Consider the following 25,665-nt stretch of genomic DNA (forward strand, 5'->3'; position numbering starts at 1 on the left):
AGTGCCGAAGCGGCCTGAACAGCTGCGACAGGCATAAGACGAACGGCGACGCGGGTCCTGACCCGCATAGCTGGACGGCTTATGACCCGAGCAGTTGGCCGCTGAGGCCGGACCATGGCACGTGAAAAGATTTCGGTACTATACAATGTCTCGTTTATCCGGTTTTGAGCGAACAAGCTCAAGGTCCAGTGATGAAGGCGAAGAGGTCACACCCGTTCCCATCCCGAACACGGAAGTTAAGCTCTTCAGCGCCGATGGTAGTCGGGGGCTTCCCCCTGCAAGAGTAGGACGTCGCTGGGCACAAAGCCGTCTCCTGATGGAGGCGGTTTTTTTGTGCGGAAAAATGGGGCATATTCTATTCCGCCGAGTGTTAAGAAAGGACGCCTGAGTGTTAAGAAAAGCCCCTTGAGTGTTAAGCAAACCCGCACGAGTGTTAAGACGCAGCGCCCCAACCATAATCCCTCTCTCCCGCCGGAAAATCCTCCGCTGCTCGATGTTCCTGCTCCGCTGTTTTTGCAAAACACTACAATTTACCGGCTTTATCCTTTAAACTTGGGAAAGCAAAGGCTACAGAAGATGGAGTGACCAGATCATGAATCATACAATCGATGTCCAGTCACAGGCAGAGACCGCCAGGCTGGCCGAGAAATTGGCTTCTTTGCTTGAAGGCGGAGAGGTGATTACGCTGGAAGGGGACCTCGGGGCGGGGAAGACGACCTTTACCCAAGCGCTGGCAAAAGGGCTTGGCATCAAACGGACTGTCAGCAGCCCGACGTTCACCATCCTGAAGCAGTACGAAGGCCGGCTGCCGCTGAACCATTTCGATGTGTACCGGCTGGCGGACAGCGGGGAGGACCTTGGCTGGGATGAACTTTTTTACGGGAACGCGGTCAGCGTCGTGGAATGGGCACAGTATATCGAAGAAGAACTGCCCGAGGAGCGGCTGGACATTCAAATCCGGCGACTTGATGAGGAAGGCCGGCGGTTTTCGTTTGTCCCGCACGGCCTCCGTTATGAATCGGTGATGAAGGAGCTTATGCGATGATCTGGCTTGGATTGGATACGGCGAATGCGCCCTTGTCGGTTGCCCTCGTCAGGGACGGGGAGCTGCTTGCGGAATTGAATTCGGCCATGGGGCTGAACCATTCGGAAGGTGCGATGCCTGCCGTGGAGCAACTGCTGAAGAGAGCCGGCCTCCGCCCGGCTGATATCGATGCCATTGCGGTTTCTGAAGGGCCCGGTTCTTATACGGGTGTCCGGATTGGCGTGACAATCGCAAAGACCCTTGCATGGACGCTGGACAAGCCGCTTGTCGGTGTATCGAGCTTGCGTGTGCTCGCCTCGAACATTTTCACTTATGGTGTCACGATCTGTCCCCTGATTGATGCAAGGAGGGGCAATGTATATGCCGGGCTTTACCGGAGAAGACATGAAGACGGCACGCTCGACTGCCTTCTGGAAGACCGTCACATGGCGTTGTCCGATCTTCTCGGCCAACTAAAGAAAGAAGGCAATCCGGTCGTCTTCGTAGGTGAAGGTGCCAGAAAAAATGAAGAGGCTTTGAAACAAGCGCTCGGGGAGCTCGGCAGGCGCGCGCACTTTACCCAAGACATCCCGAGGGCTTCCCTGCTCATCACTGAAGCCCAGAAGGCGGAGCCTGAAGCCGTTCATGCCTTTGCTCCCGAATACCGCCGAATCACCGAGGCCGAGGCCAACTGGCAGAAGGCGAACAGGGAGGCCGGGGAGAAATGAGCGGCAGCACCTCACCGGTCATCGGTTTCCGGCAAATGCAGATCATGGATGTGCCGGCGGTCTACCGGGTGGAGACGGATGCGTTCAGCTCGCCATGGACCATGGAAGCATTCGAGCAGGAAATGTTGCAGAATGAGTATGCGTATTACCTGCTTGCCCTGGACGGTGAGGAGATTGTCGGGTATTGCGGCGCCTGGCTGATCCTCGATGAATGCCATATCACCAACGTCGCTGTGCTGACGGCTTACCGGGGACACGGGATCGGCGAGGCTCTGATGCGGGAAGTGATGAGGCGCACAGCCGGCAAAGGCGCACGCGTGATGACGCTTGAAGTGCGGGTATCCAATGATCCGGCACTCGGGCTCTACCGCAAACTGGGCTTTAAAGAGGGCGGCATCCGCCGCAGGTATTATACGGACAATGGCGAAGATGCCCTTGTCATGTGGACGGAGCTGAATGAAGATGAATGATATCCATATTCTCGGCATCGAGACGAGTTGTGACGAGACGGCGGCATCGGTCGTGAAAAACGGCCGCGAGATCCTTTCGAATGTCGTCGCATCGCAAATCGAGAGCCAGAAACGGTTCGGCGGCGTCGTGCCGGAAGTGGCGTCCCGTCTCCATGTCGAGCAGATTACACTCGTGATTGAAGAAGCGATGGAGCAGGCGGGCCTCCGGCCGGAAGATCTGGATGCGGTTGCCGTGACGGAAGGGCCGGGGCTTGTCGGAGCGCTTCTGATCGGTGTCAATGCCGCAAAGGCGTTTGCGTTTGCACATGGGCTGCCGCTTATCGGGGTCCATCATATCGCCGGCCATGTGTATGCCAACCGGCTGGACGGCGGGATGGAGTTTCCCCTTGTGGCCCTGATCATTTCCGGCGGGCATACAGAACTGGTTTATATGGAGCGTGATGGCCAATTCGAGCTGATCGGCGAAACGCGGGATGACGCAGCGGGAGAGGCGTACGACAAAGTCGCCCGCGTGCTTGGCCTGCCTTATCCGGGCGGCCCGCATATCGACCGGCTTGCGCATGAAGCGGAAGTTGCCGTCGAGTTCCCGCGTGCGCGTCTTGAGGAAGGTTCGTATGACTTCAGCTTCAGCGGGCTCAAGTCGGCGGTCATCAACCACGTCCACAATGCCCGGCAGAAGGGGCAGGAGGTCGGCACCGCAAGTGTGGCTGCCGGCTTCCAGGAAAGCGTCATCGACGTCGTCGTCGAGAAGACGGTCCGCGCAGCCAAAGAAAAAGGCGTTCGCCAGGTTATTGCGGCTGGCGGCGTATCGGCCAACAAGGGGCTTCGCGCAGCACTGGGGGAGGCATTGGAGAAACAAGGGATCCGTTTTTCCGTCCCGCCGCTTCATTTGTGCACGGATAATGCCGCGATGATTGCGGCTGCCGGCACCTCGATGTTCGAGGCCGGCATCCGGAGCGACATGTCGTTGAACGGCCGGCCGGGGATGGAATTGCTGTCCTGGTCGGCGGAATAAATCAAGAGAAATGGAGAGTCCGGTCTGCCGGACTCTCCTTCTTTTCGCCAGAAAGCGTCAGGTTCTGTCAAGAGGGAACATTTGTACTTATGCACATTTGTTGATAACTTGTTGATAAGTGTGTGATTTCCCTGTTAGTTATCCGCTGTTATTCACAGTTCGGTGTGTAAAACTCCGAAAAAAGCTGTGGACGAAGTGGGTAACTCTGTGAATATCCCGATATACCGGCATTTTCGCTGTTTATAAATCTGTGGAAATTCCAAGAGATCTGTTGGAAATAATAACTGCCGCAGAAAAGGATCTGCGGCAGTGCCTACGGATAGGCTGAGTTTATGCTTCGTCCAGTTCCATCTGCAGTTCCAGCCAGCGTTCCATGCACGCTTCATGCATGACAGATGCCCTGTCGAGCTGTTCCTGGATTTCCTGAAGCTTCACATGGTCGTCTGCATGTTCAGGTTGGTTCAGCTCTTCTTCCAGGCGCTTGGTCTCCGCTTCAAGCGCCGCCATTTCTTCCTCGGCCTCGGCAAGTGCACGGCGGATGCGGCGTTCTTCGCGCTGCGCTTCCCGGTCCAGCGGAGCATTGGCCTTTTTGGCCGGAGCGGCAGGGCGGACCGCCTGCTGTTCGTTGGCGATTTCCGCCAGCAGCTCTTCCTGTTCCCGCTTTTTCTCGACATAGTAATCGTAATCTCCGAGGAACTCTTCTGCGCCTTCGGGAGACAGCTCGATCACCTTTGTCGCGATCCGGTTGATGAAATACCGGTCGTGGGAGACGAAGAGGAGCGTACCCGGATAGTCGAGCAGCGCGTTCTCGAGAACTTCCTTGCTGTCAAGATCCAGGTGGTTCGTCGGCTCGTCGAGGACGAGCGTGTTGGATTTCTCGAGCACCAGCTTTGCGAGCGCCAGGCGCGCCTTCTCACCGCCTGAAAGCGTGCTGACAGGCTTTGTCACGTCGTCTCCGGTAAAGAGGAAGCGGCCGAGCAGGGTGCGGATATCCTTTTCGTTCATGGTCGGCCAGTCGTTCCAGATTTCCTCGAGGACAGTGCCGTTCCCGGTGAGCTCCGCCTGTTCCTGGTCGTAGAAGCCGAATTCGACATTCGTGCCGAGGCCGATCGTTCCGGCAAGCTTCGGGAGCCGGCCGGTCAGCGTTTTCAGCAATGTGGATTTGCCGACGCCGTTCGGGCCGATAAAGGCGATGCGGTCTTCCCGGTAGACCCGGAAATCAAGCTGCCTGGAGACGGGTTCCTCCCGGTAGCCGATCGCGAGGTCACGGACGGCCATGACATCATTGCCGCTTTTCCTGCCGATATGGAAAGTGAACGCAGCTGACTTTTCGTCACCCTCAGGTGCGTCCATCCAGTCGGTTTTCTCAAGCACTTTCCTCCGGCTCTGCGCCATCTTCGTCGTGGACGCCCGGGCGATGTTTTTCTGGATGAACGCCTCGAGTTTCGCTTTTTCGTCCATCTGCTTCTCATACATCTTCCGGTCGCGCTCATAGTTTTTGGCTTTCTGCTCGAGGTAGGCGCTGTAATTGCCGATGTACTTCGCCACTTTCCGCCGGGAGACCTCGTAGACGATCGTCACGACCTGGTCGAGGAAATAGCGGTCGTGGGAGACGATGAGAATCGCCCCTTCATAGCCCTGCAGATATTTCTCGAGCCAGCTGAGCGTTTCGATGTCCAGGTGGTTGGTCGGCTCATCGAGGATGAGGAGGCCGGGCTTCGACAGCAGGAGCCGGGCGAGCGCGAGCCGTGTCCGCTGGCCGCCGGAAAGGGTCCGGATCGGTTTGTTGTAGTCTTCCGTATAAAACCGCATGCCGTGAAGGACGGAGCGGGTCTCGGATTCGTACTGGTAGCCGCCGGTTTCAGCGAAGCGGTGCTGCAGCGCGTCGTAGGCATCCATCACTTTCTTGTACTCGGTTTCGTCGCCGTAGACGGACGGGTCGGCCATTTTCTGCTCGAGCGAGCGGAGTTCCCTTTCCATGGCGAAAAGCGGTTCGAACACGGTCATCATTTCTTCCCAGATCGTGCGCTCCGAATCAAGCCCGCTATGCTGGTCAAGATAGCCGATCCGCACGTCTTTCGGGATGATGATGTCGCCCTCGTCGCGGCCCATCTCGCCGGTGATGATCTTAAGCAGCGTCGATTTGCCGGCGCCGTTTCGGCCGACGAGCGCCACACGGTCTCTGTGCTGCACTTCCAATTTAACGCCGGAGAGGATTTCCTCCCCGGCGAATGATTTCGTCACGTTGTTCACTTGAAGGACGATCATAGTCTACACCCCTATTCTTCTACAGTTTACTGGATAGGGGGCAGCCCGCGCAACGGCGCGACTTTACAGGAATCACGGGCTCAGGTAAGATGGTAACGGCTCACGCACGGACGGTTTTGATGGAGGCTATCATGAAAGATGAAATTCAACGGGTCCCGCAGGCGACCTCAAAGCGTCTGCCGCTGTACTACCGATTTATCCAGAAGCTTGCCAACGAAGGGAAGGAGCGCGTCTCTTCCCAGGAACTGAGCGAGGCGATGAAGATCGACTCCGCCACGATCCGGAGGGATTTCTCCTATTTCGGAGCGCTCGGGAAGAAGGGCTACGGCTACGATGTCCGCCGGCTGCTGGAATTCTTCCGGAAGACGCTCGATCAGGATGAGGCGGTCAATATCGCGCTTGTAGGCGTCGGAAGCCTCGGCAATGCATTTCTGAAATATAATTTCGAGAAAAACCATAACACCCGGATTGTGGTGGCATTCGATCCCAATGCGGACGAGGAAGGGACGATGTCAAACGGCATCCCGATCTTCCTGCCCGAGCGGCTGGAGGAAAAGCTGCCGGGCTTCGGCGTCCAGATGGCTGTCCTTACCGTCCCGGCACGCGCCGCACAGGACATGACCGACCGCCTGGCAGCGCTCGGCGTCAAAGGCATCCTGAACTTCGCCCCGGTACGCCTGAACGTTCCCGACGGAATCCGTGTCCACTCGATCGATCTGTCTGTCGAGATGCAGGCGCTTATCTACGCCATCCGGAACGACGAAAAGAATTCACAAACATCCGTTTGATTAATTGGAGTTTGGTGTCATTTTGGTGTAGAATTGAACTATTAACAAGGGAGGTGCCGTCATGTCACCAGGTCCATTGAGTCTGATCATCATCGCCATCGTCGCACTCATCATCTTCGGGCCGAAAAAGCTTCCTGAGTTCGGCAAAGCGATCGGTTCGTCGCTCCGTGAATTCAAGAATGCCACGAAAGGCCTTGTGGACGACGACGACGACAGCACGAAGAAAGCTGCCGACCAGAAAGACGCCAAGTGATGGCGCCCCGTTAGGACGTTATCGTTATGAATGAAAAGCAACTTTCGATTATTGAGCATATAGAAGAATTGAGAAAACGGCTGATGATCATCGTCGTTTTCTTCTTGTTTGCGGTGGTGGCAGGATTTTTCCTGGCTCCTCCGGTCATCCAGTTCCTGCAGAGCAGCGATGAGGCGGAACAGTTCACGCTGAATGCTTTCAACGTGGCCGACCCGATGATCATTTATCTGAAGGTGATCGTCTTCGTCGGGTTCGTTCTCGTCTCGCCGGTGATCCTGTATCAGCTCTGGGCGTTTATCGCGCCGGGGCTGTCGCCGACGGAGCGGCGGGTGACCCTCAGCTACATCCCGTACGCCTTTCTCCTGTTTCTTGCCGGGATCAGCTTTTCGTACTTTATCCTGTTCCCGTACGTCATTTCATTTATGACAAGTCTGTCGGATACTTTGGCGATCCAGCAGACGATCGGAATCAACGAATACTTTAATTTCCTGTTCCAGATCACGGTGCCGTTCGGGATCGTCTTCCAACTGCCGGTCGTGCTTTTGTTCCTGTCACGGCTCGGCATCCTGAATCCGGAGGTTCTCGTGAAGTTCAGGAAGTACAGTTATTTTGTTCTCTTTGTACTCGCGGCCTTTATCACGCCGCCCGACCTGTTCTCGCACCTGTTCACAACGGTGCCGCTCATCATCCTGTACGAGATCAGCGTCAGCATTTCCCGTGTCGGCTACCGGAAGTTCCTGAAGGCCGAGGAAAAGCGCCTGGAGGAAGAAAGGGAAGCGGAGCGGGAACGCATCCTCAAAGAACAGCAAGAACGCCTCAATGCGGACTGACCGCATGAGGCGTTTTTTGTGTGAGGGGAGGCCAAGCGGTACGCCGGACCCGATCCTCCGGTCATTTCGAGGACTCCCAAAATAAAAGCCGCATTCCCCGCGCGGGAATGCGGCTTTGCACTCACTGCATATTTGCTATGCGCTCCATCTGGTCGATAAACTCCTGGATCTTGTCGATGTTCAGCTGGACCGCCATGACGAATCCATTCAGAAGCATATGCGCGATGATCGATGTGATCAGACGCTTTGTCACATGGTAAAGGAATGCGAAGATGAATCCGGATGCGGCATACAGAAGAATGTGCGTAAAGTCCAAATGCACCGCCGCAAATACCAGCGAGCTTACCGCAGCCGCAACAAAGAAGTTCGTCCGGTCGACGAGTCCGCCAAATATGATCCGGCGGAAGATGAATTCCTCCAGAATCGGGGCGAACAGCACGACTGCGACAATGGCGACGGGTGCCATGTCGGCAACCGACACGAGGGCCGCCGTGTTGTCGGAGCCGGGCTCGATGCCGAGCGCCTGCTCGATCATCCCGGCGGCACCCTGGCCGAACAGCACCATGAAGAATCCCGCAATCCCGAGGACGATGGCCACCCACAGAGGGGACCGCTTGCCTTTGGGCGTCTTGAAATAGTGCTTGTCCCTGCCGGAGAGGAGCAGTGCCGCAATGGTCGTGATGCCAAATGCGATGAACATCCACCAGCCGGAAGCGGCAAGATAGGCCTCCTGAGGGGTACGGCCGTCAGATACGAACGGAATCACGAGCGGCAATCCGACTACGGCGGACAGCTGGGCGATGATGTAGATGATGAAAATCCATAAGGAAGTATGTGATTTTTTCACGTGGAGAATCCTTTCCTGAAGCTTATCCTTCTCTCCCGATTGTAGAGGGTATGAAGGGAAAGTTCAAAGCGGAAACTTTTAGACTTTCCGCTTGCAAAATGGAAGGGGATTCATTATGATAAGAATTGTGTTAGCACTCCCCAACATTGAGTGCTAACAAACGACAAATAACGACATCAGATTGAGGAGGGTGTTTCACGTGTTGAAACCACTGGGCGATCGAATCATCATCGAATTGATCGAAGCTGAAGAAACGACTTCGAGCGGAATCGTACTTCCTGACTCCGCGAAGGAAAAGCCTCAGGAAGGCAAGGTCATCGCAGTCGGCACCGGCCGTTACCTCGACAACGGCACGAAAGTCGGGCTTGAAGTTAAAGAAGGCGACCGGATCATCTTCTCAAAATATGCCGGCACTGAAGTGAAATACGAAGGGGAAGAGTACCTCATTCTCCGTGAAAACGACGTATTGGCCATCCTCGGCTGAGCCGGGCTTGGATGAAACTCTTTAATAAACGAGAATTATTTCAGGAGGGACTTATCTGATGGCAAAAGAAATCAAGTTCAACGAAGATGCACGCAGCCTGATGCTCAAGGGCGTCGACAAACTGGCTGACGCAGTTAAAGTCACACTCGGGCCTAAAGGCCGCAACGTAGTACTCGAAAAAAAATTCGGCTCGCCGCTGATCACAAACGACGGCGTGACGATCGCAAAAGAGATCGAACTCGAAGATCCGTATGAAAACATGGGCGCGAAGCTCGTTTCCGAAGTGGCTTCGAAAACGAACGACATCGCAGGTGACGGTACGACGACGGCTACGGTCCTCGCTCAGGCGATGATCCGCGAAGGCCTCAAAAACGTCACGGCGGGCGCGAACCCGGTCGGCATCCGCAAGGGGATCGAAAAAGCGGTTGAGACGGCGGTTGCAGAACTCAAGAACATCTCGACTGAAATCGAAGGCAAGGATTCGATCGCACAAGTTGCAGCGATCTCTTCCGGCGACGATGAAGTCGGCGAACTGATTGCTGAAGCGATGGAGCGTGTCGGCAACGACGGCGTCATCACAATCGAAGAATCCAAAGGCTTCACGACCGAACTCGATGTCGTGGAAGGAATGCAGTTCGACCGCGGATACGCATCCCCTTACATGATCTCCGACTCCGACAAGATGGAAGCGGTTCTCGAGAACCCGTACATCCTGATCACGGACAAGAAAATCTCGAACATCCAGGAAATCCTGCCTGTGCTCGAGCAGGTTGTCCAGCAGGGCAAGCCTCTTCTTCTCATCTCCGAAGACGTGGAAGGCGAAGCGCTTGCGACACTCGTCGTCAACAAGCTCCGCGGCACGTTCAACGCAGTTGCAGTCAAGGCGCCTGGCTTCGGCGACCGCCGCAAGGCAATGCTCGAAGACATCGCGATCCTTACCGGCGGCCAGGTGATCACGGAAGACCTCGGCCTCGACCTGAAGTCGGCTGACGTGACCCAGCTCGGCCGCGCAGCGAAAGTCGTCGTCACAAAAGACAACACGACCATCGTTGAAGGCGCAGGAGAGGCTGCGAACATCGAAGCGCGCGTCAACCAGATCCGTGCGCAACTGGAAGAAACCACTTCCGAGTTCGACAAGGAAAAACTCCAGGAGCGCCTTGCGAAGCTCGCAGGCGGCGTAGCGGTCATCAAGGTCGGTGCTGCAACAGAAACCGAACTGAAAGAACGCAAACTCCGCATCGAAGACGCCCTGAACGCGACACGCGCAGCGGTCGAAGAAGGCATCGTCTCCGGCGGCGGTACGGCACTCGTCAACGTCTACAACAAAGTGGGCGAGCTCCAGGAAGGCGTTGAAGGCGACGTGGCAACAGGCGTCAAGATCGTTCTCCGCGCACTTGAAGAGCCGGTACGCCAGATCGCAACGAACGCAGGCCTCGAAGGCTCCATCGTCGTTGACCGCCTGAAGCGTGAAGAAGTCGGCATCGGCTTCAACGCTGCAGACGGCACATGGGTCAACATGACCGAAGCCGGCATCGTCGACCCGACGAAGGTGACGCGTTCCGCACTCCAGAACGCTGCATCCGTCGCAGCCCTCTTCCTCACAACGGAAGCAGTCGTCGCAGACATCCCGGAACCTGCAGCAGCAGGCGGCGGTATGCCTGACATGGGCGGCATGGGCGGCATGATGTAATAACCATTTTTAAAAACAAAGCGCCAACTCCGGTTTTACAGGAGTTGGCGCTTTTTGCAACTCGTGATATTCACAACAGAGGGTGAGGACCTGATAGATATGTTAATGAAAGCATTGGAAGAGGGGCAAAGCATGAATTCAAATGTTTATATAGAAAGTCTATAAAATTTCATTACGGATGCGTGCTTAGGACCTTTCGGTAGCAGGACATCTATGAATGGTTTCCATGGCGTTGATCTTTGGAATCCCGGGCTAGCTGGTCCGTCTGTCCGGCCACAACTATGCTAGTAATATGAAAAGAGGCCAACCAGGAGGTTGACCTCTTTTTGTATGATCTTTTATATCTTAATATCGATCTTCGCATTTTCCTTCAGCTTATCAACCTGCTGGACAAGTTGTTGCTGCTGTTTTTGCTGTTGAAGGGATTGTTCGATTTGCGGTTTCATTTCTTCTAGCTTTGGTACTTCTTGATTCGCAGCCTTGCCTTGCTCCGCGAATTGATCATAGGTTTGTTTGATTTCTTCATCGGTGATGTCACCTGCCGGCAATTCTTTCTCAACGTACTGTTGAAGTTGAATGTCTTCGGCTATTTGAGCCTTAAGTGATTTCATGTTCATGCCGGATTGTTCAAGGGCCGCTTCAAATTCTTTTTCTGTCTTGAATTGGGCTTTCACTTCGTCCAGCCGCTTGTTGATATCGTCCTTTGATGCCTCATAGCCTTTTTTATCCGCCTCTTGCAGGAGAAGTGTTTGTCCGACCAAGCTTTCGATCGTTTGGTTTTTTATTTGCTCTGCCGCTTCTTTAGAAGTGGGGTCTTGTCCCATTTGCTGCATCTGTCCCTGGGAAGCTGCCAAAGCGCTATTGTATTGGTTTCCTAGAATGTTTTGATCGTTCACTGTGGCAACGGTTTTCTTTTCATCGACCTGCTGTGCTTCCAATTTCTTTTGCATGTCTTCCATTTGTTCCTGCTGCGCGGTTTCATCTGTTTTCGTTTGATCTTCATTTTTAGCTTGATCGTTTTCTTCATTTCCTCCGCATGCCGCCAGAACTACAGCCAAAAAGCTGGTCATTAATATAGTGGTGAATTTTCTCATGAATAACGATCCCCTTCCATTAGAGAAGTTTCTCATCTAGTCGCATTATAAAGTAACGCTTACGAAAAAAAAGGCTTTTAGGCGATTCTTAATTCAATTGTAAAAGGATTGAAATCCACATTACAGTCAGGGGCCTGTTTATGGAAACCATCCGTTTTCTTAAAAAACGATGGAAGATTCCGTTAGTTCATTATATATTTACTTATAGAAGGTGAGCAGGAGAAGTATGGAGTCTCACGTAGCCGAAGTTATACGCAACCGGCTGACAGAGTATGATACACGGCCGGGAGTTCCTGCACTCCTTGCCAATCAGATGATAATGGCGTCTATAGTCAAACAAATGACAGATACCCCGAGGAGACCATATGGACACGAAGAGAATGATTGAATTGCTGGAGCGGCATCAATATCAGGAGGCCATACCCCTTTTTGCGCAAGCGTTCCAAGACCTTGAATCCATCAGACTGTCAACCATCCGAACATTCCTTGACCAGCCCGAGGAAACGATCGCTGAGCTTCTGGTGATCATGGACACTGCACTGATGGGGCAGTGGGGCAGAATCGCTGCACGTTACAGTTACCGGAAGCTGAAGACGCCGAATGCGCTCATCTGGTATTGCCAGGAGTTAATCGATGAACACGAACTGGTCGAAGCGGAAACTCTTTTGAAAAAGCTGGAGACGAGTGACCTGCCCGGCAAAACTGCGGAAAAACTGTATTCCACGATGGCAGGCCTGCTGGTCCGGATGCGACGATTCAATGAGGCGGCTCACTACTTGGAGAAATACGCCGAACTGACATCGGAGCCCATCTCGATCGAGCGGGCTTTTTATCATCTCCATCGGGGGGACTGGACGGAGGCCGTTCAGCTTCTGGAAGAAGGGAAACAGGACAAGAAAAACGGGAATATGGCCTATGTCATCCTTGCGCAGCATTACAGTGTGCGGGGGGATTTGGAGCAGGCCGATCGGGTCGTTGAAGAAGGCCTGAACACGTATCCGGGCTTCCCGAAGCTGCTGGCGGAAAAAGTCAGGATTCTTTACGCCCGGGAGGAATGGTCCCCGATGAGGGAGATCATCAACATGCTCAATGAGATCTCGCCCTATCACGATTACCGCAATCTTTTCGGATATTACGAAGCCGTCAGTCTGTATGAAGAACGCAAGTGGGGAGAACTTGAACAGCTTCTCGCTATCCGTCCGGAGATCCGGAAACAATCGCCTTTCAAGAAGTTCAGCCGCCATAAAGCCCACGCTTCAAAAAAGCTGGCTTACCGGCAAGTTGTCCAGCACTTTAACTACTGTCTGCCGGCCAGTGCCGAAATGCTCCTCAGTATGTTCTCCACTGAAATCAGCCAGGACGAAATTGCCGAAGCCGTTTTTGAAACGAACGGTTCAAGTGTCTCCAAAGTCATCCGGTTTTTCAGGAAGAAAGGGTTCCACAGTGTCCTTTTCCATGGAAGTGAAGAACGCTTTAAGAAACTGATTGATTCCGGGGCAGGTGTTTTGATCACCATTGACTATCCGGTTGAATCCCATGTCCAGCTCCTCACCGGATATGACGATCATCTTGAAGTATTTACCGTGCAGGATCCGAATTTCCGCGAGTTGCTGGCTGTGGGTTATGACGAGCTGGACAAGGAATTCGGAAACAACCATGCGTTGTCATTGGCGGTTGTGCCTGCAGGGGAAAAAAACAAGCTCGATTTTCTGGGCGGAAAGGAGCACGAAATTGCCGGCAGGATGCTGCTTCTTACAGAAAACTGTGACCAGCCGCTGCGGCCTGAAGACACTGAATGGATCATAGCGCATCGGGAAAATCCGATTGTTGCGATCTACAGCGTCAAATACCTTTCGGGCATGATTGATGAAAACACGCTGGACGGCATGATTCAAGTTGTCCATCAAGCGGTCCCAGATCCTGTTTACCGGAGTCTGATCATTGCACTGGCCTTTGTCCAGGCCAATAAGGAAGAGATGGCGGGAAAAGCGCTGGACGGTTTGGCAGGCGTCTCGCAAAATCCGACCTACTGGTATCTGCAGGGGAGAGTCAGTGCTGATCAAGGGGAGTTTCAACAAGCTGCCGTGGAGTTCCGCAGGGCGGCCGAACTGGAACCGACGGATTACACGCTCTGGTCCTATCAGGCCATCTCCGTTTCCCATGCCGGCGATTTTCCTGAAGGGCTGCGGCTTTCCGGGATTGCCCTTGATATGAACGGGGATGATGACTTTGTACTGGTCAATCACGGCTTGATCCTGTTTGATGCAGGACGGCATGAGGAAGCCAGGCGGTATTTGGCTAAAGCCCTCCGGAATAAAAAAGAAAGCGCCCATATCTGGTATGAAAGAGCCAATTGCGATATCCGGCTTGAGAGGTTCCATCAAGCCGAAAGAGGTTTCAACGTTGCCATTTCCCTGAAGCCGGACTACCCTGAACCTTACCGGGAACTCGCTCGGATGTATGAAGTACATGAAGGTGCGGAAGCCGCCGAAGCAGTCCTCAGAAAAGGCCTGGCAGCAACAGGAGATTCGTATCTTCTGCTCATGGAATTGGGGGAGCTTGGCGAACGTTCAAAGAAGATTGAACTGGCCCGGTGTTGTTATACGAAAGCATCGGAAATGGACCCTGAAGAGCCGCAGGCTTGGATGGGCCTGGCATCGCTCGGAATGGAAGAAGGAAACCTCAATGAATTCTTTGTGACCATGAACAGGCTGAAGGAACGTTTCGGCGAACGTCCCGACTTCTTGATTAATGGAGGAAAGTTGATCTGGGAAGCTGCGGGACAGTCGGAGGATCAGGAGAAATACATGGAGCAGGGGCTATCTTTCATGGAAAAAGGCATCCGGATGGCCGGAACGAATCTTGGAGAGGCGCTTGAAATCTATGGCGATCTGATTCAGAACTCCCCTTATTGCAGGAGGGGGATCCGGTTCCTTGAAGGCCAGTTGAGCGGGAAAGAGGACAATCGCCTGTATCTTCTCTATGCAGGCATCCTCCATGGGGAAAGGGGCAATTACGGAAAGGCGACGAACGACCTGAACAAGGCACTGAAACTCAAAGAGGACACCCTGACCCTGTACAGTCTCGGGGACATCCATTTCAGGATGGAAGATTATGAACAGGCAACCGGCTACTTTAAGCGGGCTCTCGAGATTGAACCTGCCTGCGAGCAGGCCTTGCTGGGCATGGCCTCCGTTGCCAGCCAGTCGGAAAACCGGCAAGAAGAGCTTCATTATTTATTGGAAGCGTTCCATGTCAATCCCTATTCCATTCCGATGGAAGCGACCGCCGAACTGATGGATCACGAACAGCTTAAACAGTTCCTGGATCAGATTCAAAACCTGAATAGGAAAAAGTTCGATAAAGCCTTCCTGTATGATAGTATGGCGATCATTTACGGGAAACTCGGCCAATTGGATCAGGAAGGAAAGCATCTGGCCAAGGCATTGGAAGCTTCACCCGAAATGCCGCAACTGCTCCATCATCAGGCAAAGTTCCTGTTCAGGAAGGGAGAGCAAAAGCAGGCCCGGAAGCTTCTCATGGAGTTAATCGGAAGTCATGTCGACCAGCGGGAATTGTACGAAACGCTTATTGAATTCTACGGAAAATCCGCCCGGCTCAAAAATCAGATCGGGTCACTGAAGCTTTCAAAACAGGAGAAAAGCATCGCTTACATGAATAGTGCCGCCGCTTTTGAAAAAGTGGCCCTCCCGATGCTGGGCGAGCAGTCCGGCGAAGGAAAACAAGGCGTCTTCACAAAGTGGATCGGGGCTACAAAAACCACTCTGCAGTTGGGCTTCTTGATCGACCTTTATGAAACCGCCATTAAGATGGACCGGGATAATCTGGAGGCCGCCGCCTGGTTTGCAGACTTTTATATGGCGGTCTTCCTGGTCGGCGACGCCATCAAGGTCCTTGAGGATGCACTTGCCCACCGTTGGGATGACGACCTTGCCTATAAGCTTGTTTTGTTGTATATCCATGAGCAGGAGACATTCAGTGAGAAGAAGCGGGAGCGGCATCTGTCGAAGGCGCAGTCTCTATTGGATAAGCTGCAAAGCCGTTATAAAGAACCGGACTATTTATTCCAGCTTGGGTTCTCCTCGTTGCTGCAGGAAAATTACCCAAAGGCTGAAGAAGCTTTTCTTGAATGCTTAAAGCTGGATCCTGAAACCGGGAATATCCACTTTTTCCTCGGTAAAGTATATGCGGAAATGGAGCAATATCCGAAAGCGGAGCAGGAGCTGAAGCAGGCCATTGAGTTGGCTCCGGGAGACCCGGATGCATGGAATGAGCTCGGAATCGTGTATCGGCTACAGGGAAAGACCGACGAAGCACTGGAATGTGCCGATCAGGCGGTTGCCATTCAGCCGGACGATCTGTTTGTCCAATACAACCGGGCTTGTTATCTCGCGGTGCTTGGACGTTTCGAAGAGTCGTCCCGGCAGCTAAAACAGGTTTTCGAACGGGACGAAGATGGGTACTTCCAGGAGCTCTCTTCCGAAGACGAAGATCTGGAACCGTTAAAAAGTGTGTTATGACGTTCTTATCACTGGTCCTGGCGGCGCTGCTTTTCCGTCTGCCATGAATGCGGACCATTTGAGAAAGCTCCTGCCTATGCGGCAATTAGATGACTCCGGTACTGAGCCGGGGTCATCTTTTTTTAGGTTTCATTGAAATCGGCGGTTGCTGAACTCGTAAATGTACCAGCTGCTTGAGCACATCGAAGGTGTGACATCTGATCTGTCACATGGAGGACCACAAACCCCCGAACCGGGACTTTTTTCAAAAATGTCCGTCGTTCGGGGGTCCGTTCATCATCAGATACCAGGCCTTATTACTAGTTAAATCCGCCCCACTACCCATTGACGATGATAATCATTATCAGTTAAAGTGATGGTGTTCATTAGTATGAGGGGGTTTTAAGAATGGTAGTGGGTCAGAAGGAAACAGTGAAAGCACCGCTGACGGGCGCAGAATATCTGGAAAGTTTGAAAGACGGCAGAGAAGTTTGGCTTCATGGAGAAAAAGTTGATGATGTGACCACTCATCCGGCATTCCGCAACAGTGCCCGTTCTATTGCAAGGTTATATGATGCCCTGCATGATCCGAAGTACAAAGATATTTTGACGAGAGAAACCGACACCGGAAGTGGCGGATATACACAGCGCTTTTTTCAACTGGACAAAAGTCCGGCCGAATTGCTGAAAACCAGAGATGCAATCGCCGAATGGTCCAGACTTACTTATGGACAAATGGGCAGATCACCGGATTACAAAGCTTCATTTTTAGCAACCTTGGGCGCAAACCCTGAGTATTACGGGGAATATGCAGACAATGCGAGAAGATGGTACAAAGAAGCGCAAGAAAAAAACTGGTTTTTCAACCATGCGATTGTCAATCCGCCGGTTGACCGGGACAAGCCGATGGATGAAGTGAGTGATGTATTTGTTCATAAAGTGGGCGAAACGGATGAAGGGATTTTAGTCAGCGGTGCAAAGATGGTTGCAACGGGTTCGGCACTTACAAACTATAACTTTATCGCAAATAACGGGACAGTCCCGATTCCAAGTGAAGAGTTTGCGCTTGTGTTTATTGCGGATATGTCCACACCGGGCATTAAACTCATCAGCCGTCCATCGTATGAATTTAACGCGGCAGTTACAGGAAGCCCATTCGACTATCCGCTTAGCAGCCGATTTGACGAGAATGATACGGTTATTGTGTTTGATCGTGCGCTGATTCCATGGGAGAACCTCCTCATTAATGGGGATATTGAGAAGGCGAATAGCTTTTTCTCTGAAAGTGGATTCCTTCACCGCTTTACTTTTCACGGAGTGACGCGACTGGCCGTTAAACTTGATTTCATATCAGGCTTATTGATCAAAGCGTTAAAAGCAAATGGTACGGATAAATTCCGCGGAGTACAGGCAAATATCGGAGAAGTGATTGCGTATCGAAATATGTTCTGGGCGATGAGTGACGCGATGGCCTTAAATCCGAATGAAGGTGCAAAAGGCACAGTTTTGCCTAATCTTGACTATGGACTTTCCTATCGGGTATTCATGTCGGATGGCTGGCCGAGAGTGAAAGACATCATTGAAAAGATCGTAGCAGGAAGTCTGATCGTCCATCCTTCCAGTACAAACGATTTCAATCATCCGGAACTGCGTCCTTACATTGATAAATTGTATCGGGGTTCAAATAATATTGATGCAGTAGAGAAAATCAAAGTGATTAAATTGCTATGGGATGCAATAGGGACGGAATTTGGCGGCCGCCATGAATTGTACGAACGAAATTATGCAGGAAATAACGAAAGTATTCGTTTGGAGAACTTGTTTATGGCTCAAGCAACTGGACAAGCGGAAGATTTCGAGAAATTCGCCCAAGAATGTATGGACGATTACGACCTGGCGGGCTGGGTGAATCCAACTTGGATCAATCCTGGTGATGTCAGTGTCACATTAAAGAAATAAAGCATGGTATCCATTGCCGCCAACCCATGTATTGCGTAACAAAGCAGGGGAAGTCCCCGGCGCATAGGGCTCATGAGGCTTCTCAGTTGTTGTGCCAACGACTGGGAGGCTTCTTTTTTGGCGTTTCTGCTATAATCGAAGGTGAGTGGAGTCGGACTTTTCAAAACACTCGTTCCTGCAGAAGGAGGGGGACCACATGGAAATCATCTATTTCGCAGGCGGATGTCTATGGGGCGTGCTGGCTTTTATCAAAACCTTGCCTGGAGTGAAGTTTACGGAAGCGGGAAGGGCCAATGGGACAAGCCATACACTGGATGGCGAGTACGATGGGTATGCCGAGTGTGTGAAAACAGGATTTGATCCGGCGGAGGTTACCGTCAGAGAACTGATGGGGTATTTCTTTGAAATCATCGATCCGTACAGCCTGAATCGACAAGGACAGGATGTAGGGGAGAAATACAGAACAGGCGTGTACAGTGAACAGGAAAAGCATCTGAAGGAAGCAAAAGCATTCCTCGGTGAACGGAGTGATTCCGGCCGCATCGTTGTCGAAGTGCTGCCCCTGACCAACTATGTGAGAAGTGCAGAAGAACACCAGGATCGGCTGGCCAGATATCCGGGCGATTATTGCCATATCCCTGGTGAAATCTTATGCCGATATGTAAAAGAACCCCCCCGGTGACCAGAAATGGTGACCAAGGGAGCTTGAAATTAAGAAGTGAAACACAGCACGATAATCCGGTATGGAACAGTCTGGGCAGGGATGCTACGGGTTGTCGGACCGTAATGGACAATCAGATCCTGATTTCCCGGGTATCTCGAAAAAGGCTGACCGTTGGTTAAAAGGATTTGGGTGTCGGGGGACAAATTTAGTTTAAGTTCGCCATCGCTGCTCACCAATTGGTTGTCGAAGTGGTCCACTTTGATATTCTGGTCGGGTTTATCCTTCACAAAGACCATCGCCTGGTATTGAGGAGGATAGATGAGGATCACCGGCAAATCCCCATTAAAATAGCCGGTCACCCGGTCTCCCACACGGATGATTTCATGATCCACGAAATAAGTGGAGGGGGTCACCACGAAATTGACGATGGACCCCCTGCCATTTTCGACTGTGAATAATTTGTAGCAACCTCTATTAAAGCCGGGATTAAAATCACTGATCGCCGTGACCGTTCCGTGAAACGAATAGAAGTTCGTCATTCAGCGCCTCCAAGCCCCAGAAACTCACCGGCTGCATCTGCATACGGCGCCTTAGGATAGTCCCAATAAAACTGACTTGCGAGCCGGACCGGGTCACCGAAAAAGTACCGTTCGTATTGTGTTTCCCTGGTCCCGAATGAACTCATCGTCAGGTCCCAGGCCAATCGGAACACTTTGACCCGGTCTTCTGCTGACTTTGTGGCACCTTGGAGGTACTGGTCCAGATCCTTTCTGATAGGCGAGTGAAATGCGTTTTCGGTCGGCAGCGTGATCATTCCGCTGGCACCCATGATCTGAATGATTTCCGCGAAACGGGGATACAGTTTCGGGAACGTCAAACTCGCCACATTCAGCGGGATCACATTGGGCCGCATCACCCCGTACTTGTCGGGGGCGGCGCCATTTTCCGCTTTCTCCAAAAGCGCCCTCATCGTTTCCAGGCCAACCATGATCTCGGCCATTTTCTCCTGGATATGCGGATAGTCACTGATTTTGATGGTTTCAACCAGTAACTGTGCCACGCCCAAGAGGAATTCGGTTTTGACAATCTGTCTCGTGATGACCTGATGTTTGGCGAATGCATGAAAGGAACTTTGTGTGATGAATTCTTCCGCAACTTCACCATTGTTAAAATAAAATACCCGATCCCATGGAACCAGTACGTTGTCGAACGCGACAATGGTATCCATTTCCTCAAAGCGCGAACTCAAAGGGTGATCAAAACGGGACATGCCTCCCATGAAGGTGTCGCGGCAAAGGAATCTCAATCCCTCTGTATTGGAGGGAATGGAGAACGCAAACGCCTCATCTTCATTAAATAAAAATCTGCCGACACTTACAACGAGCACTTCATCGGTCAGTCCGCCCTGCGTTGCAAGCAATCGCGCCCCTTTAACAACGATACCGTCATCCTTCACGTTAACAACTTTCAACGCAATGGGCTCTTTGCTGCTTTCGATATAAATTTGGGAGCGGTTTACCTGGGGGCTGATAAACGTATGAGTAAACGACAAGTCCTTTTCTCTGGCAAGTTTATAAAACGCAGTCAGGTTTTCCGGAAAGCAGTTTTCCTTTCCTTCCAGAAAACTCGAGGAAGAAGCAAAACTCATCAGGACAGTGTTCAGGTAATCCGGGCTTCTTCCCATCATTCCGTGTGTCTGTTTGGCCCACAGTGCCGTCGCTTTCCGCTTCTTGATTAACTCTTCCAGGCTTTTTGGCTGCATATACGACAGACCGATGCGGTTGCCGGTGTCGGGCGACAGGAAGGTCATGTCATTCTGGAATTCGGGATTAAGCTGCAAATCGTACAGTGCGGCTTTTTCACGAAGAATTCCTTTAAATACAGGGTGCTCAGAAATGGGCCCTTCCACTTTCTTGCCATCAAACCAAACTTCATTATTCAGTTGATCAATCCTATGCGTGTACGTTTTGCCGTCAATTGCTCCCACACATTCACTTCCTTCGGCATTCTGATTTTATGTAGCCGGCCCATGCACATTGTTCAGCAGCAAGGAAGGGAAATCGCTTGGTTTTATGGTATGCAGGCAATCGTCACGATGATAACGGCTGCTTTTAGCATTACAAAAAGTGGAAGACAACATTAAGATTGTGAGAATTGAACTATTTGATTGTCGCTGTGTATTGTTAAACTGAATATAGGAAATCTGCCAAATGGCCGGATTGTACATAAATACACCAAGAAAAATGGGGATTTCACCATGTTGAGGATTCTGAAAATCGCCGGCGCGTTTGTCGGTGTCATCGTGGGTGCAGGGTTTGCATCCGGACAAGAAGTATTGCAGTACTTTACCAGCTTTGGGTACAAGGGGACCCTTGCCGCAGTGCTCGCAACCGCACTGTTCGCTTATCTCGGAATGGTCTTGACGAGCATCGGGAGCAAACTGAAAGCGGAATCGCACAAAACCGCGATCTACAAGATCAGCGGACGCTACCTTGGCGTCATCGTCGATGCCATTATCATCTTCACGCTATTCGGAGTCGGTGTCGTGATGATTGCCGGAGCGGGCTCCACGCTCAATCAGCAGTTCGGGCTCCCCGTATTCATGGGAAGCCTGGTCATGACGGTTCTCGTCGCACTGGCGATGATGATGAAGGTCGATAAAGTAATCGGCGTCATCGCAAGCATCACGCCGTTTCTCTTGATCTTCATCATCATCATATCGGTGTACAGCCTGAGCACCATGGACACATCGTTTGCCGCACTCAATCCGATCGCGGAAAGCCAGGAAAAGTCGTTTCCAAACTGGTTGGTCTCCGCCATCAATTACGTTTCCTTTAACATCGCAGTCGGGGCGGGGATGGCGCTGGTGACAGGCGGATCCGAAAAGAACCCGCGCATTGCAGGCATCGGCGGCCTGATCGGCGGGCTCGCCATCGGAGTCATGATCATCCTGTCCCATCTGGCGATTTTCGCCGAGATCGAAACTGTGACATCGTATGACCTTCCATTGTTGAAGATTGTGGAAGACATTTCGCCGGTTCTCGCAGTCTTCATGGCCATCGTGCTGTTCGGAATGGTATTCAACACGGCGCTCGGCATGTTCTACGGGTTTGTCGCCAGATTCTTTGAGATGGAGACGAAAAAAGCCCATATCGCCACAATCATCACATTGGTCATCGGATTTGTCCTGAGCTTCGTCGGCTTTACGACATTGGTCGCCAAGTTCTATTCCCTCATCGGCTACCTGGGCCTGTTCCTGATCGTTGCGCTGATCTATGCGCCGTTCAAGTTGAAGCGGGAAATGAAATAAACCATACAAAAAACCTCCTCAGTGACTGGGGAGGTTTTATTGATGTTAGGGCAATTTATGATCTGTCGTCTATATGTTTGCCGATTCGGCATATTCCGAAGAACGTTACAAAACACGCAAGAACCCGATTGTGAAGGAAGTCGTGATCAAGAATCGTGTCGAGCTTTATCAAAAAGGCAATCCCCTTATTAAGATGAATAAGCCCCCCCTGGCAACTGCTCGCAGTTGCCAGGGGGGCTGTTGTTGTTTCTGTTACGGGTTAGTCGACCAGAGTCCGGCATGTTTCAGCACGACACGAGGGTGAAGTTTCAGCTGTGCCACCATGAGCTCTGCAAGGTCTTCCGGCTGCATGACTTTTTCCGGGTTGCCGTCGGTCAGGTTGAGTTCGACCGCCATGTCTGTAGCAACTGTGCTCGGTGTCAGTGTAGTCACACGGATGTTTTTCTTACGGACTTCCAGCATCAGCGACTCGCTCATGCCGATGACGGCTGCTTTCGAAGCCGAATAGGCACTCGTTACCGGCGCACCTTTCTGGCCGGCTGTGGAGGAGATGTTGATGATATCGCCGGTGTTTCGCTCCAGCATTTCCGGGAGTACGGCGCGTGTGGTGTAGTAGACGCCTTTTACATTGACATCAATGATCTCGGTCCATTCCTCAGGAGCCAGGTCCATGAATCCGCCAAACTTCGAGATGCCGGCGTTGTTGACAAGAATATCAATTGGGCCGAGTTCACCACGGATCGATTCGACCGCAGCTGTAACGGACTCTAGATCCGAGATATCAGCCGCGGCAAATGCGACCTTTACATCGAATCCTTTTAATTCTTCTGCCACCTTCTGAAGATTTTCTGGTGTGCGGCCGACCAGGCCGACATGGATGCCTTCTTTTGCAAAAGCGATGGCGGTTGCACGGCCGATTCCACGGCCGGCACCTGTAATCAGTGCCACTTTATTTGAGATTGTCTGCATGATGTTGCTCCTCTCCAAGGTTAATGAGAACAACTTAAAGTGTACGTTAACGGGCGATTGTCTTGGTAGCTAAACGCTTTTATGTGTATTGGACCAAGGTAACCCTTAAGATAAAGATCCACTTAACTTCTTAGACATCGCTTTAAGAACTTTCAGTGAACATCCGGCCCGCTGCATAAAATAGGATGTATAATAGAAGAGAACAGGGACAAACTAATGAAAAAATATTGTGTATATCGAGAAAGTTAAGGTGTGCGATTTGAAATAGGCCTGTTTTTACATGTGCAACCCAACGTTCTCGCAAAAGCAAAATCCCTTAATTTCGTCCGGAAAATGAATATTTGATGTCTTTCGGCGAGACGGTGGCATATCTGTTGACTTAACCGCAGGTCTATATAATAATGAATATGTGATTAGAATAATTATAGTTAAGTAGGGCAAGTTGAAATTCGTGAGGCCTGAACGACTATAAACACATCTAAAATAGGAGGAATATAACTATGTCTCTCATCGGCAAAACAATCGAACCATTCAAAGCAAGCGCGTATCATGCGGGTACAGGCGAATTCATCGAGGTAACAGACGAAAGCATGAAGGGCAAGTGGAGCATCGTTTGCTTCTACCCGGCTGACTTCACATTCGTATGCCCGACTGAACTGAGCGACCTGCAAAAAGAGTATGCGACACTGAAAGAACTGGACACTGAAGTTTACTCTGTTTCGACGGACACTCACTTCACGCACAAAGCATGGCACGATCACTCCGAAGCGATCAGCACGCTGGAGTACATCATGATCGGTGACCCTTCCCAGAAGATTGCCCGCAGCTTCGACGTGCTGGATGAAGAAGAAGGCCTCGCACAGCGCGGCACGTTCATCATCGACCCGGATGGCGTCGTGCAGGCAGCTGAGATCAACGCTGACGGCATCGGCCGTGACGCGAGCACGCTTGTGAACAAGATCAAAGCGGCTCAATACGTCCGCAACAACCCGGGCGAAGTCTGCCCTGCAAAATGGCAGGAAGGCGAAGAAACACTGAAGCCAAGCCTTGACCTCGTAGGTAAGATTTAAGGAGAGATAATATGGCATTAGATGCACAGATCAAACAGCAGCTGGCCCAATATCTCGAACTGATGGAGGGCGACGTGGTCCTCAAGGTCAGCGCCGGATCCGACAAGGCGTCCCAGGAAATGACAGCTCTGACCGATGAACTGGCAGCGATGTCTTCCCGAATCAAAGTGGAACAGGCTGAGCTGGATCGTACGCCGAGCTTTACCGTGGATCGTCCCGGAGAAGAAACCGGCATCGTCTTTGCCGGCACGCCGCTTGGCCACGAATTCACTTCCCTCGTCCTTGCCCTTCTACAGGTAAGCGGGCGCGCGCCGAAAGTGGATGAGAAAGTGGTCAAGCAAGTGAAGAACCTCAAAGATGAGCTTCACTTCGTGTCCTACATCAGCCTGACTTGCCAGAACTGCCCTGAAGTGGTGCAGGCACTCAACACGATGAGTGTCCTGAACCCGAACATCACCCACACGATGGTGGACGGAGCGGTGTTCAAGGAAGAAGTCGAGAGCAAGAACATCATGGCTGTACCGACCGTTTACCTGAACGGCGAGCCGTTCACGAACGGACGCAAGACGATCGAAGAAATCCTTGCAGAGCTTGGAAGCACCGAAGACGCTTCCGAATTCGAGAACAAAGAGCCGTTTGATGTCCTCGTTGTCGGCGGCGGCCCTGCAGGCGCGAGCGCGGCAATCTACGCGGCGCGCAAGGGCATCCGTACGGGCATCGTTGCCGAGCGATTTGGCGGACAGATCCTGGACACGGCAGCGATCGAGAACTTCATCAGCGTGAAGCGTACCGAAGGGCCGAAACTCGCGGCGAACCTTGAAGAGCACGTCAAGGAATATAACGTCGACGTGATGAACCTTCAGCGCGCAAAACGCCTTGAGAAAAAGGAACTCATCGAGATCGAGCTGGAAAACGGTGCGGTCCTGAAAAGCAAGTCCGTGATTCTCGCGACAGGCGCGCGCTGGCGCAATATCGGCGTGCCTGGCGAAGCGGAATTCCGGAACAAAGGCGTGGCTTACTGCCCGCACTGTGACGGCCCGCTGTTCGAAGGCAAAGACGTGGCTGTCGTCGGCGGAGGCAACTCCGGAATCGAGGCGGCAATCGACCTCGCGGGCATCACAAACCATGTGACGGTCCTCGAGTTCGGTTCCGAGCTGAGAGCGGACTCCGTCCTTCAGGAACGCCTTTACAGCCTGCCGAACGTCACGGTCGTGAAAAACGCCCAGACGACGGAAATCACAGGCACGGATAAGGTGGACGGCATCACCTACATCGACCGGGAAACCGGCGAAGAAAAGCATGTTGAACTGGCGGGCGTCTTTGTCCAGATCGGCCTCGTGCCGAATACGGACTGGCTCGGCGACTCGGTCGAACGCAACAAGGCCGGCGAGATTGTGGTCGACAAGCGCGGCGCGACGAACGTTCCTGGCGTATTCGCGGCGGGAGACTGCTCGGACAGCGCGTTCAAGCAGATCATCATCTCGATGGGCGCGGGTGCCACCGCATCCCTGAGCGCGTTCGATTACATCGTCCGCAGCCAGGTCGAGACTGCAAAAGCATAAATGGAAGGGAGCAGGGGGGACCTGCTCCCTTTTTTATATACAAACCCAGATATCCCGCGGCTGCCGTCTGTCTGACGGCGCCGCGGATATTTGATTGTTAGCTTGGCGGTTTTCGGGATT

General features: G+C 52.3%; 21 protein-coding genes and 1 rRNA gene. 16 read left to right on the forward strand and 6 right to left on the reverse strand.

The genetic code is table 11. The features are described from left to right. Positions 1 to 184: 184 nt before the first annotated feature. The 5 genes from rrf to tsaD all read left to right on the forward strand — a co-directional run bounded on the left by rrf (position 185) and on the right by tsaD (position 3,237). Positions 185 to 300 (forward strand): 5S ribosomal RNA (gene rrf, locus BLT01_RS11780). Positions 301 to 592: 292 nt separating this feature from the next. Beyond that, positions 593 to 1,045 carry a tRNA (adenosine(37)-N6)-threonylcarbamoyltransferase complex ATPase subunit type 1 TsaE gene (tsaE, locus tag BLT01_RS11785; protein ID WP_092097995.1) on the forward strand — a complete coding sequence of 151 codons (453 nt, stop codon included), beginning with the start codon at positions 593 to 595 and terminating at the stop codon, positions 1,043 to 1,045. Continuing rightward, complete coding sequence (gene tsaB / locus BLT01_RS11790; RefSeq protein WP_092097998.1) at positions 1,042 to 1,752, forward strand: tRNA (adenosine(37)-N6)-threonylcarbamoyltransferase complex dimerization subunit type 1 TsaB; 711 nt, start codon at positions 1,042 to 1,044, stop codon at positions 1,750 to 1,752. Before tsaE ends, tsaB begins: the two co-directional genes overlap by 4 nt. After that, positions 1,749 to 2,222, forward strand: a complete 474-nt coding sequence (gene rimI, locus BLT01_RS11795; RefSeq protein WP_092098001.1) for a ribosomal protein S18-alanine N-acetyltransferase — start codon at positions 1,749 to 1,751, stop codon at positions 2,220 to 2,222. Before tsaB ends, rimI begins: the two co-directional genes overlap by 4 nt. Next, positions 2,215 to 3,237, forward strand: a complete 1,023-nt coding sequence (gene tsaD, locus BLT01_RS11800; protein WP_092098085.1) for a tRNA (adenosine(37)-N6)-threonylcarbamoyltransferase complex transferase subunit TsaD — start codon at positions 2,215 to 2,217, stop codon at positions 3,235 to 3,237. Before rimI ends, tsaD begins: the two co-directional genes overlap by 8 nt. A 330-nt stretch (positions 3,238 to 3,567) precedes the next feature. On the opposite strand, the gene BLT01_RS11805 is transcribed toward tsaD, so the two are convergent. Then, on the reverse strand, positions 3,568 to 5,505 hold the full coding sequence (locus BLT01_RS11805; protein ID WP_092098003.1) for an ABC-F family ATP-binding cassette domain-containing protein: 1,938 nt from the start codon (positions 5,503 to 5,505) through the stop codon (positions 3,568 to 3,570). Between the two features lie 131 nt (positions 5,506 to 5,636). Here BLT01_RS11805 and BLT01_RS11810 point away from each other — a divergent pair, with 131 nt between their 5' ends. From BLT01_RS11810 to tatC, 3 genes are all read left to right on the forward strand, one after another. Next, positions 5,637 to 6,293 (forward strand): redox-sensing transcriptional repressor Rex, encoded by a 657-nt coding sequence (locus BLT01_RS11810; protein WP_092098005.1) that lies wholly within the window; start codon positions 5,637 to 5,639, stop codon positions 6,291 to 6,293. 61 nt (positions 6,294 to 6,354) lie between these two features. Beyond that, complete coding sequence (gene tatA, locus BLT01_RS11815) at positions 6,355 to 6,546, forward strand: twin-arginine translocase TatA/TatE family subunit (RefSeq protein ID WP_092098007.1); 192 nt, start codon at positions 6,355 to 6,357, stop codon at positions 6,544 to 6,546. 26 nt (positions 6,547 to 6,572) lie between these two features. Continuing rightward, a complete protein-coding gene (gene tatC / locus BLT01_RS11820; RefSeq protein WP_092098009.1) occupies positions 6,573 to 7,376 on the forward strand; it encodes a twin-arginine translocase subunit TatC in 804 nt (267 codons plus the stop codon). A gap of 121 nt (positions 7,377 to 7,497) precedes the next feature. On the opposite strand, the gene BLT01_RS11825 is transcribed toward tatC, so the two are convergent. Beyond that, positions 7,498 to 8,223 carry a CPBP family intramembrane glutamic endopeptidase gene (locus BLT01_RS11825; RefSeq protein ID WP_092098011.1) on the reverse strand — a complete coding sequence of 242 codons (726 nt, stop codon included), beginning with the start codon at positions 8,221 to 8,223 and terminating at the stop codon, positions 7,498 to 7,500. 199 nt (positions 8,224 to 8,422) lie between these two features. On the opposite strand from BLT01_RS11825, the gene groES reads away from it, so the two are divergent. Next, positions 8,423 to 8,707 carry a co-chaperone GroES gene (gene groES, locus BLT01_RS11830; RefSeq protein WP_092098013.1) on the forward strand — a complete coding sequence of 95 codons (285 nt, stop codon included), beginning with the start codon at positions 8,423 to 8,425 and terminating at the stop codon, positions 8,705 to 8,707. Positions 8,708 to 8,765: 58 nt separating this feature from the next. Then, positions 8,766 to 10,397 (forward strand): chaperonin GroEL, encoded by a 1,632-nt coding sequence (gene groL / locus BLT01_RS11835; RefSeq protein WP_092098015.1) that lies wholly within the window; start codon positions 8,766 to 8,768, stop codon positions 10,395 to 10,397. 338 nt (positions 10,398 to 10,735) lie between these two features. On the opposite strand, the gene BLT01_RS11840 is transcribed toward groL, so the two are convergent. After that, entirely contained in the window at positions 10,736 to 11,491 is a 756-nt protein-coding gene (locus BLT01_RS11840; protein ID WP_092098017.1) for a SurA N-terminal domain-containing protein, read from the reverse strand. A 365-nt stretch (positions 11,492 to 11,856) separates the two neighbouring features. Between BLT01_RS11840 and BLT01_RS11845 the strand changes: the two genes are divergently transcribed. The 3 genes from BLT01_RS11845 (at position 11,857) to BLT01_RS11855 (ending at position 18,652) form a co-directional block, all read left to right on the forward strand. Then, positions 11,857 to 16,032, forward strand: a complete 4,176-nt coding sequence (locus BLT01_RS11845) for a tetratricopeptide repeat protein (protein WP_092098019.1) — start codon at positions 11,857 to 11,859, stop codon at positions 16,030 to 16,032. Positions 16,033 to 16,419: 387 nt separating this feature from the next. After that, positions 16,420 to 17,970, forward strand: coding sequence for a 4-hydroxyphenylacetate 3-hydroxylase family protein (locus tag BLT01_RS11850; protein ID WP_092098022.1), 1,551 nt, complete (start codon positions 16,420 to 16,422; stop codon positions 17,968 to 17,970). Positions 17,971 to 18,166: 196 nt separating this feature from the next. Then, on the forward strand, positions 18,167 to 18,652 hold the full coding sequence (locus BLT01_RS11855) for a peptide-methionine (S)-S-oxide reductase (protein WP_092098024.1): 486 nt from the start codon (positions 18,167 to 18,169) through the stop codon (positions 18,650 to 18,652). Between the two features lie 29 nt (positions 18,653 to 18,681). Here the strand turns inward: BLT01_RS11855 and BLT01_RS11860 are convergent, their stop codons facing one another. Together BLT01_RS11860 and hpaB are read right to left on the reverse strand one after the other, a co-directional pair. Then, positions 18,682 to 19,173 carry a hypothetical protein gene (locus BLT01_RS11860; RefSeq protein ID WP_092098027.1) on the reverse strand — a complete coding sequence of 164 codons (492 nt, stop codon included), beginning with the start codon at positions 19,171 to 19,173 and terminating at the stop codon, positions 18,682 to 18,684. Further along, positions 19,170 to 20,621 (reverse strand): 4-hydroxyphenylacetate 3-monooxygenase, oxygenase component, encoded by a 1,452-nt coding sequence (gene hpaB / locus BLT01_RS11865; protein WP_092098030.1) that lies wholly within the window; start codon positions 20,619 to 20,621, stop codon positions 19,170 to 19,172. The genes BLT01_RS11860 and hpaB overlap by 4 nt, the downstream gene beginning before the upstream one ends. Before the next feature lie 270 nt (positions 20,622 to 20,891). On the opposite strand from hpaB, the gene BLT01_RS11870 reads away from it, so the two are divergent. Next, the gene (locus BLT01_RS11870) at positions 20,892 to 21,944 is read left to right on the forward strand and encodes a YkvI family membrane protein (RefSeq protein WP_092098032.1); all 1,053 of its coding nucleotides are present in this window, start codon (positions 20,892 to 20,894) and stop codon (positions 21,942 to 21,944) included. Positions 21,945 to 22,196: 252 nt separating this feature from the next. Here BLT01_RS11870 and BLT01_RS11875 read toward each other — a convergent pair whose 3' ends face one another. Further along, on the reverse strand, positions 22,197 to 22,913 hold the full coding sequence (locus BLT01_RS11875) for a 3-ketoacyl-ACP reductase (RefSeq protein WP_092098034.1): 717 nt from the start codon (positions 22,911 to 22,913) through the stop codon (positions 22,197 to 22,199). Positions 22,914 to 23,413: 500 nt separating this feature from the next. On the opposite strand from BLT01_RS11875, the gene ahpC reads away from it, so the two are divergent. Continuing rightward, on the forward strand, positions 23,414 to 23,983 hold the full coding sequence (gene ahpC / locus BLT01_RS11880) for an alkyl hydroperoxide reductase subunit C (RefSeq protein ID WP_092098037.1): 570 nt from the start codon (positions 23,414 to 23,416) through the stop codon (positions 23,981 to 23,983). Positions 23,984 to 23,994: 11 nt separating this feature from the next. Next, complete coding sequence (ahpF, locus tag BLT01_RS11885; RefSeq protein ID WP_092098039.1) at positions 23,995 to 25,545, forward strand: alkyl hydroperoxide reductase subunit F; 1,551 nt, start codon at positions 23,995 to 23,997, stop codon at positions 25,543 to 25,545. Positions 25,546 to 25,665 lie beyond the last annotated feature (120 nt).

Origin of the sequence: Bhargavaea beijingensis (assembly GCF_900101985.1) — a bacterium.
Taxonomy (GTDB): Bacteria; Bacillota; Bacilli; order Bacillales_A; family Planococcaceae; genus Bhargavaea; species Bhargavaea beijingensis.

What these genes read in the sequence shown, in the direction of transcription:
- tsaE (WP_092097995.1), top strand. Translation starts at nt 593, where the DNA reads ATGAATCATACAATCGATGTCCAGTCACAGGCAGAGACCGCCAGGCTG.
- tsaB (WP_092097998.1), top strand. Translation starts at nt 1,042, where the DNA reads ATGATCTGGCTTGGATTGGATACGGCGAATGCGCCCTTGTCGGTTGCC.
- rimI (WP_092098001.1), top strand. Translation starts at nt 1,749, where the DNA reads ATGAGCGGCAGCACCTCACCGGTCATCGGTTTCCGGCAAATGCAGATC.
- tsaD (WP_092098085.1), top strand. Translation starts at nt 2,215, where the DNA reads ATGAATGATATCCATATTCTCGGCATCGAGACGAGTTGTGACGAGACG.
- BLT01_RS11805 (WP_092098003.1), bottom strand. Translation starts at nt 5,505, where the DNA reads ATGATCGTCCTTCAAGTGAACAACGTGACGAAATCATTCGCCGGGGAG.
- BLT01_RS11810 (WP_092098005.1), top strand. Translation starts at nt 5,637, where the DNA reads ATGAAAGATGAAATTCAACGGGTCCCGCAGGCGACCTCAAAGCGTCTG.
- tatA (WP_092098007.1), top strand. Translation starts at nt 6,355, where the DNA reads ATGTCACCAGGTCCATTGAGTCTGATCATCATCGCCATCGTCGCACTC.
- tatC (WP_092098009.1), top strand. Translation starts at nt 6,573, where the DNA reads ATGAATGAAAAGCAACTTTCGATTATTGAGCATATAGAAGAATTGAGA.
- groL (WP_092098015.1), top strand. Translation starts at nt 8,766, where the DNA reads ATGGCAAAAGAAATCAAGTTCAACGAAGATGCACGCAGCCTGATGCTC.
- BLT01_RS11840 (WP_092098017.1), bottom strand. Translation starts at nt 11,491, where the DNA reads ATGAGAAAATTCACCACTATATTAATGACCAGCTTTTTGGCTGTAGTT.
- BLT01_RS11845 (WP_092098019.1), top strand. Translation starts at nt 11,857, where the DNA reads ATGGACACGAAGAGAATGATTGAATTGCTGGAGCGGCATCAATATCAG.
- BLT01_RS11850 (WP_092098022.1), top strand. Translation starts at nt 16,420, where the DNA reads ATGGTAGTGGGTCAGAAGGAAACAGTGAAAGCACCGCTGACGGGCGCA.
- BLT01_RS11855 (WP_092098024.1), top strand. Translation starts at nt 18,167, where the DNA reads ATGGAAATCATCTATTTCGCAGGCGGATGTCTATGGGGCGTGCTGGCT.
- BLT01_RS11860 (WP_092098027.1), bottom strand. Translation starts at nt 19,173, where the DNA reads ATGACGAACTTCTATTCGTTTCACGGAACGGTCACGGCGATCAGTGAT.
- BLT01_RS11870 (WP_092098032.1), top strand. Translation starts at nt 20,892, where the DNA reads ATGTTGAGGATTCTGAAAATCGCCGGCGCGTTTGTCGGTGTCATCGTG.
- BLT01_RS11875 (WP_092098034.1), bottom strand. Translation starts at nt 22,913, where the DNA reads ATGCAGACAATCTCAAATAAAGTGGCACTGATTACAGGTGCCGGCCGT.
- ahpC (WP_092098037.1), top strand. Translation starts at nt 23,414, where the DNA reads ATGTCTCTCATCGGCAAAACAATCGAACCATTCAAAGCAAGCGCGTAT.
- ahpF (WP_092098039.1), top strand. Translation starts at nt 23,995, where the DNA reads ATGGCATTAGATGCACAGATCAAACAGCAGCTGGCCCAATATCTCGAA.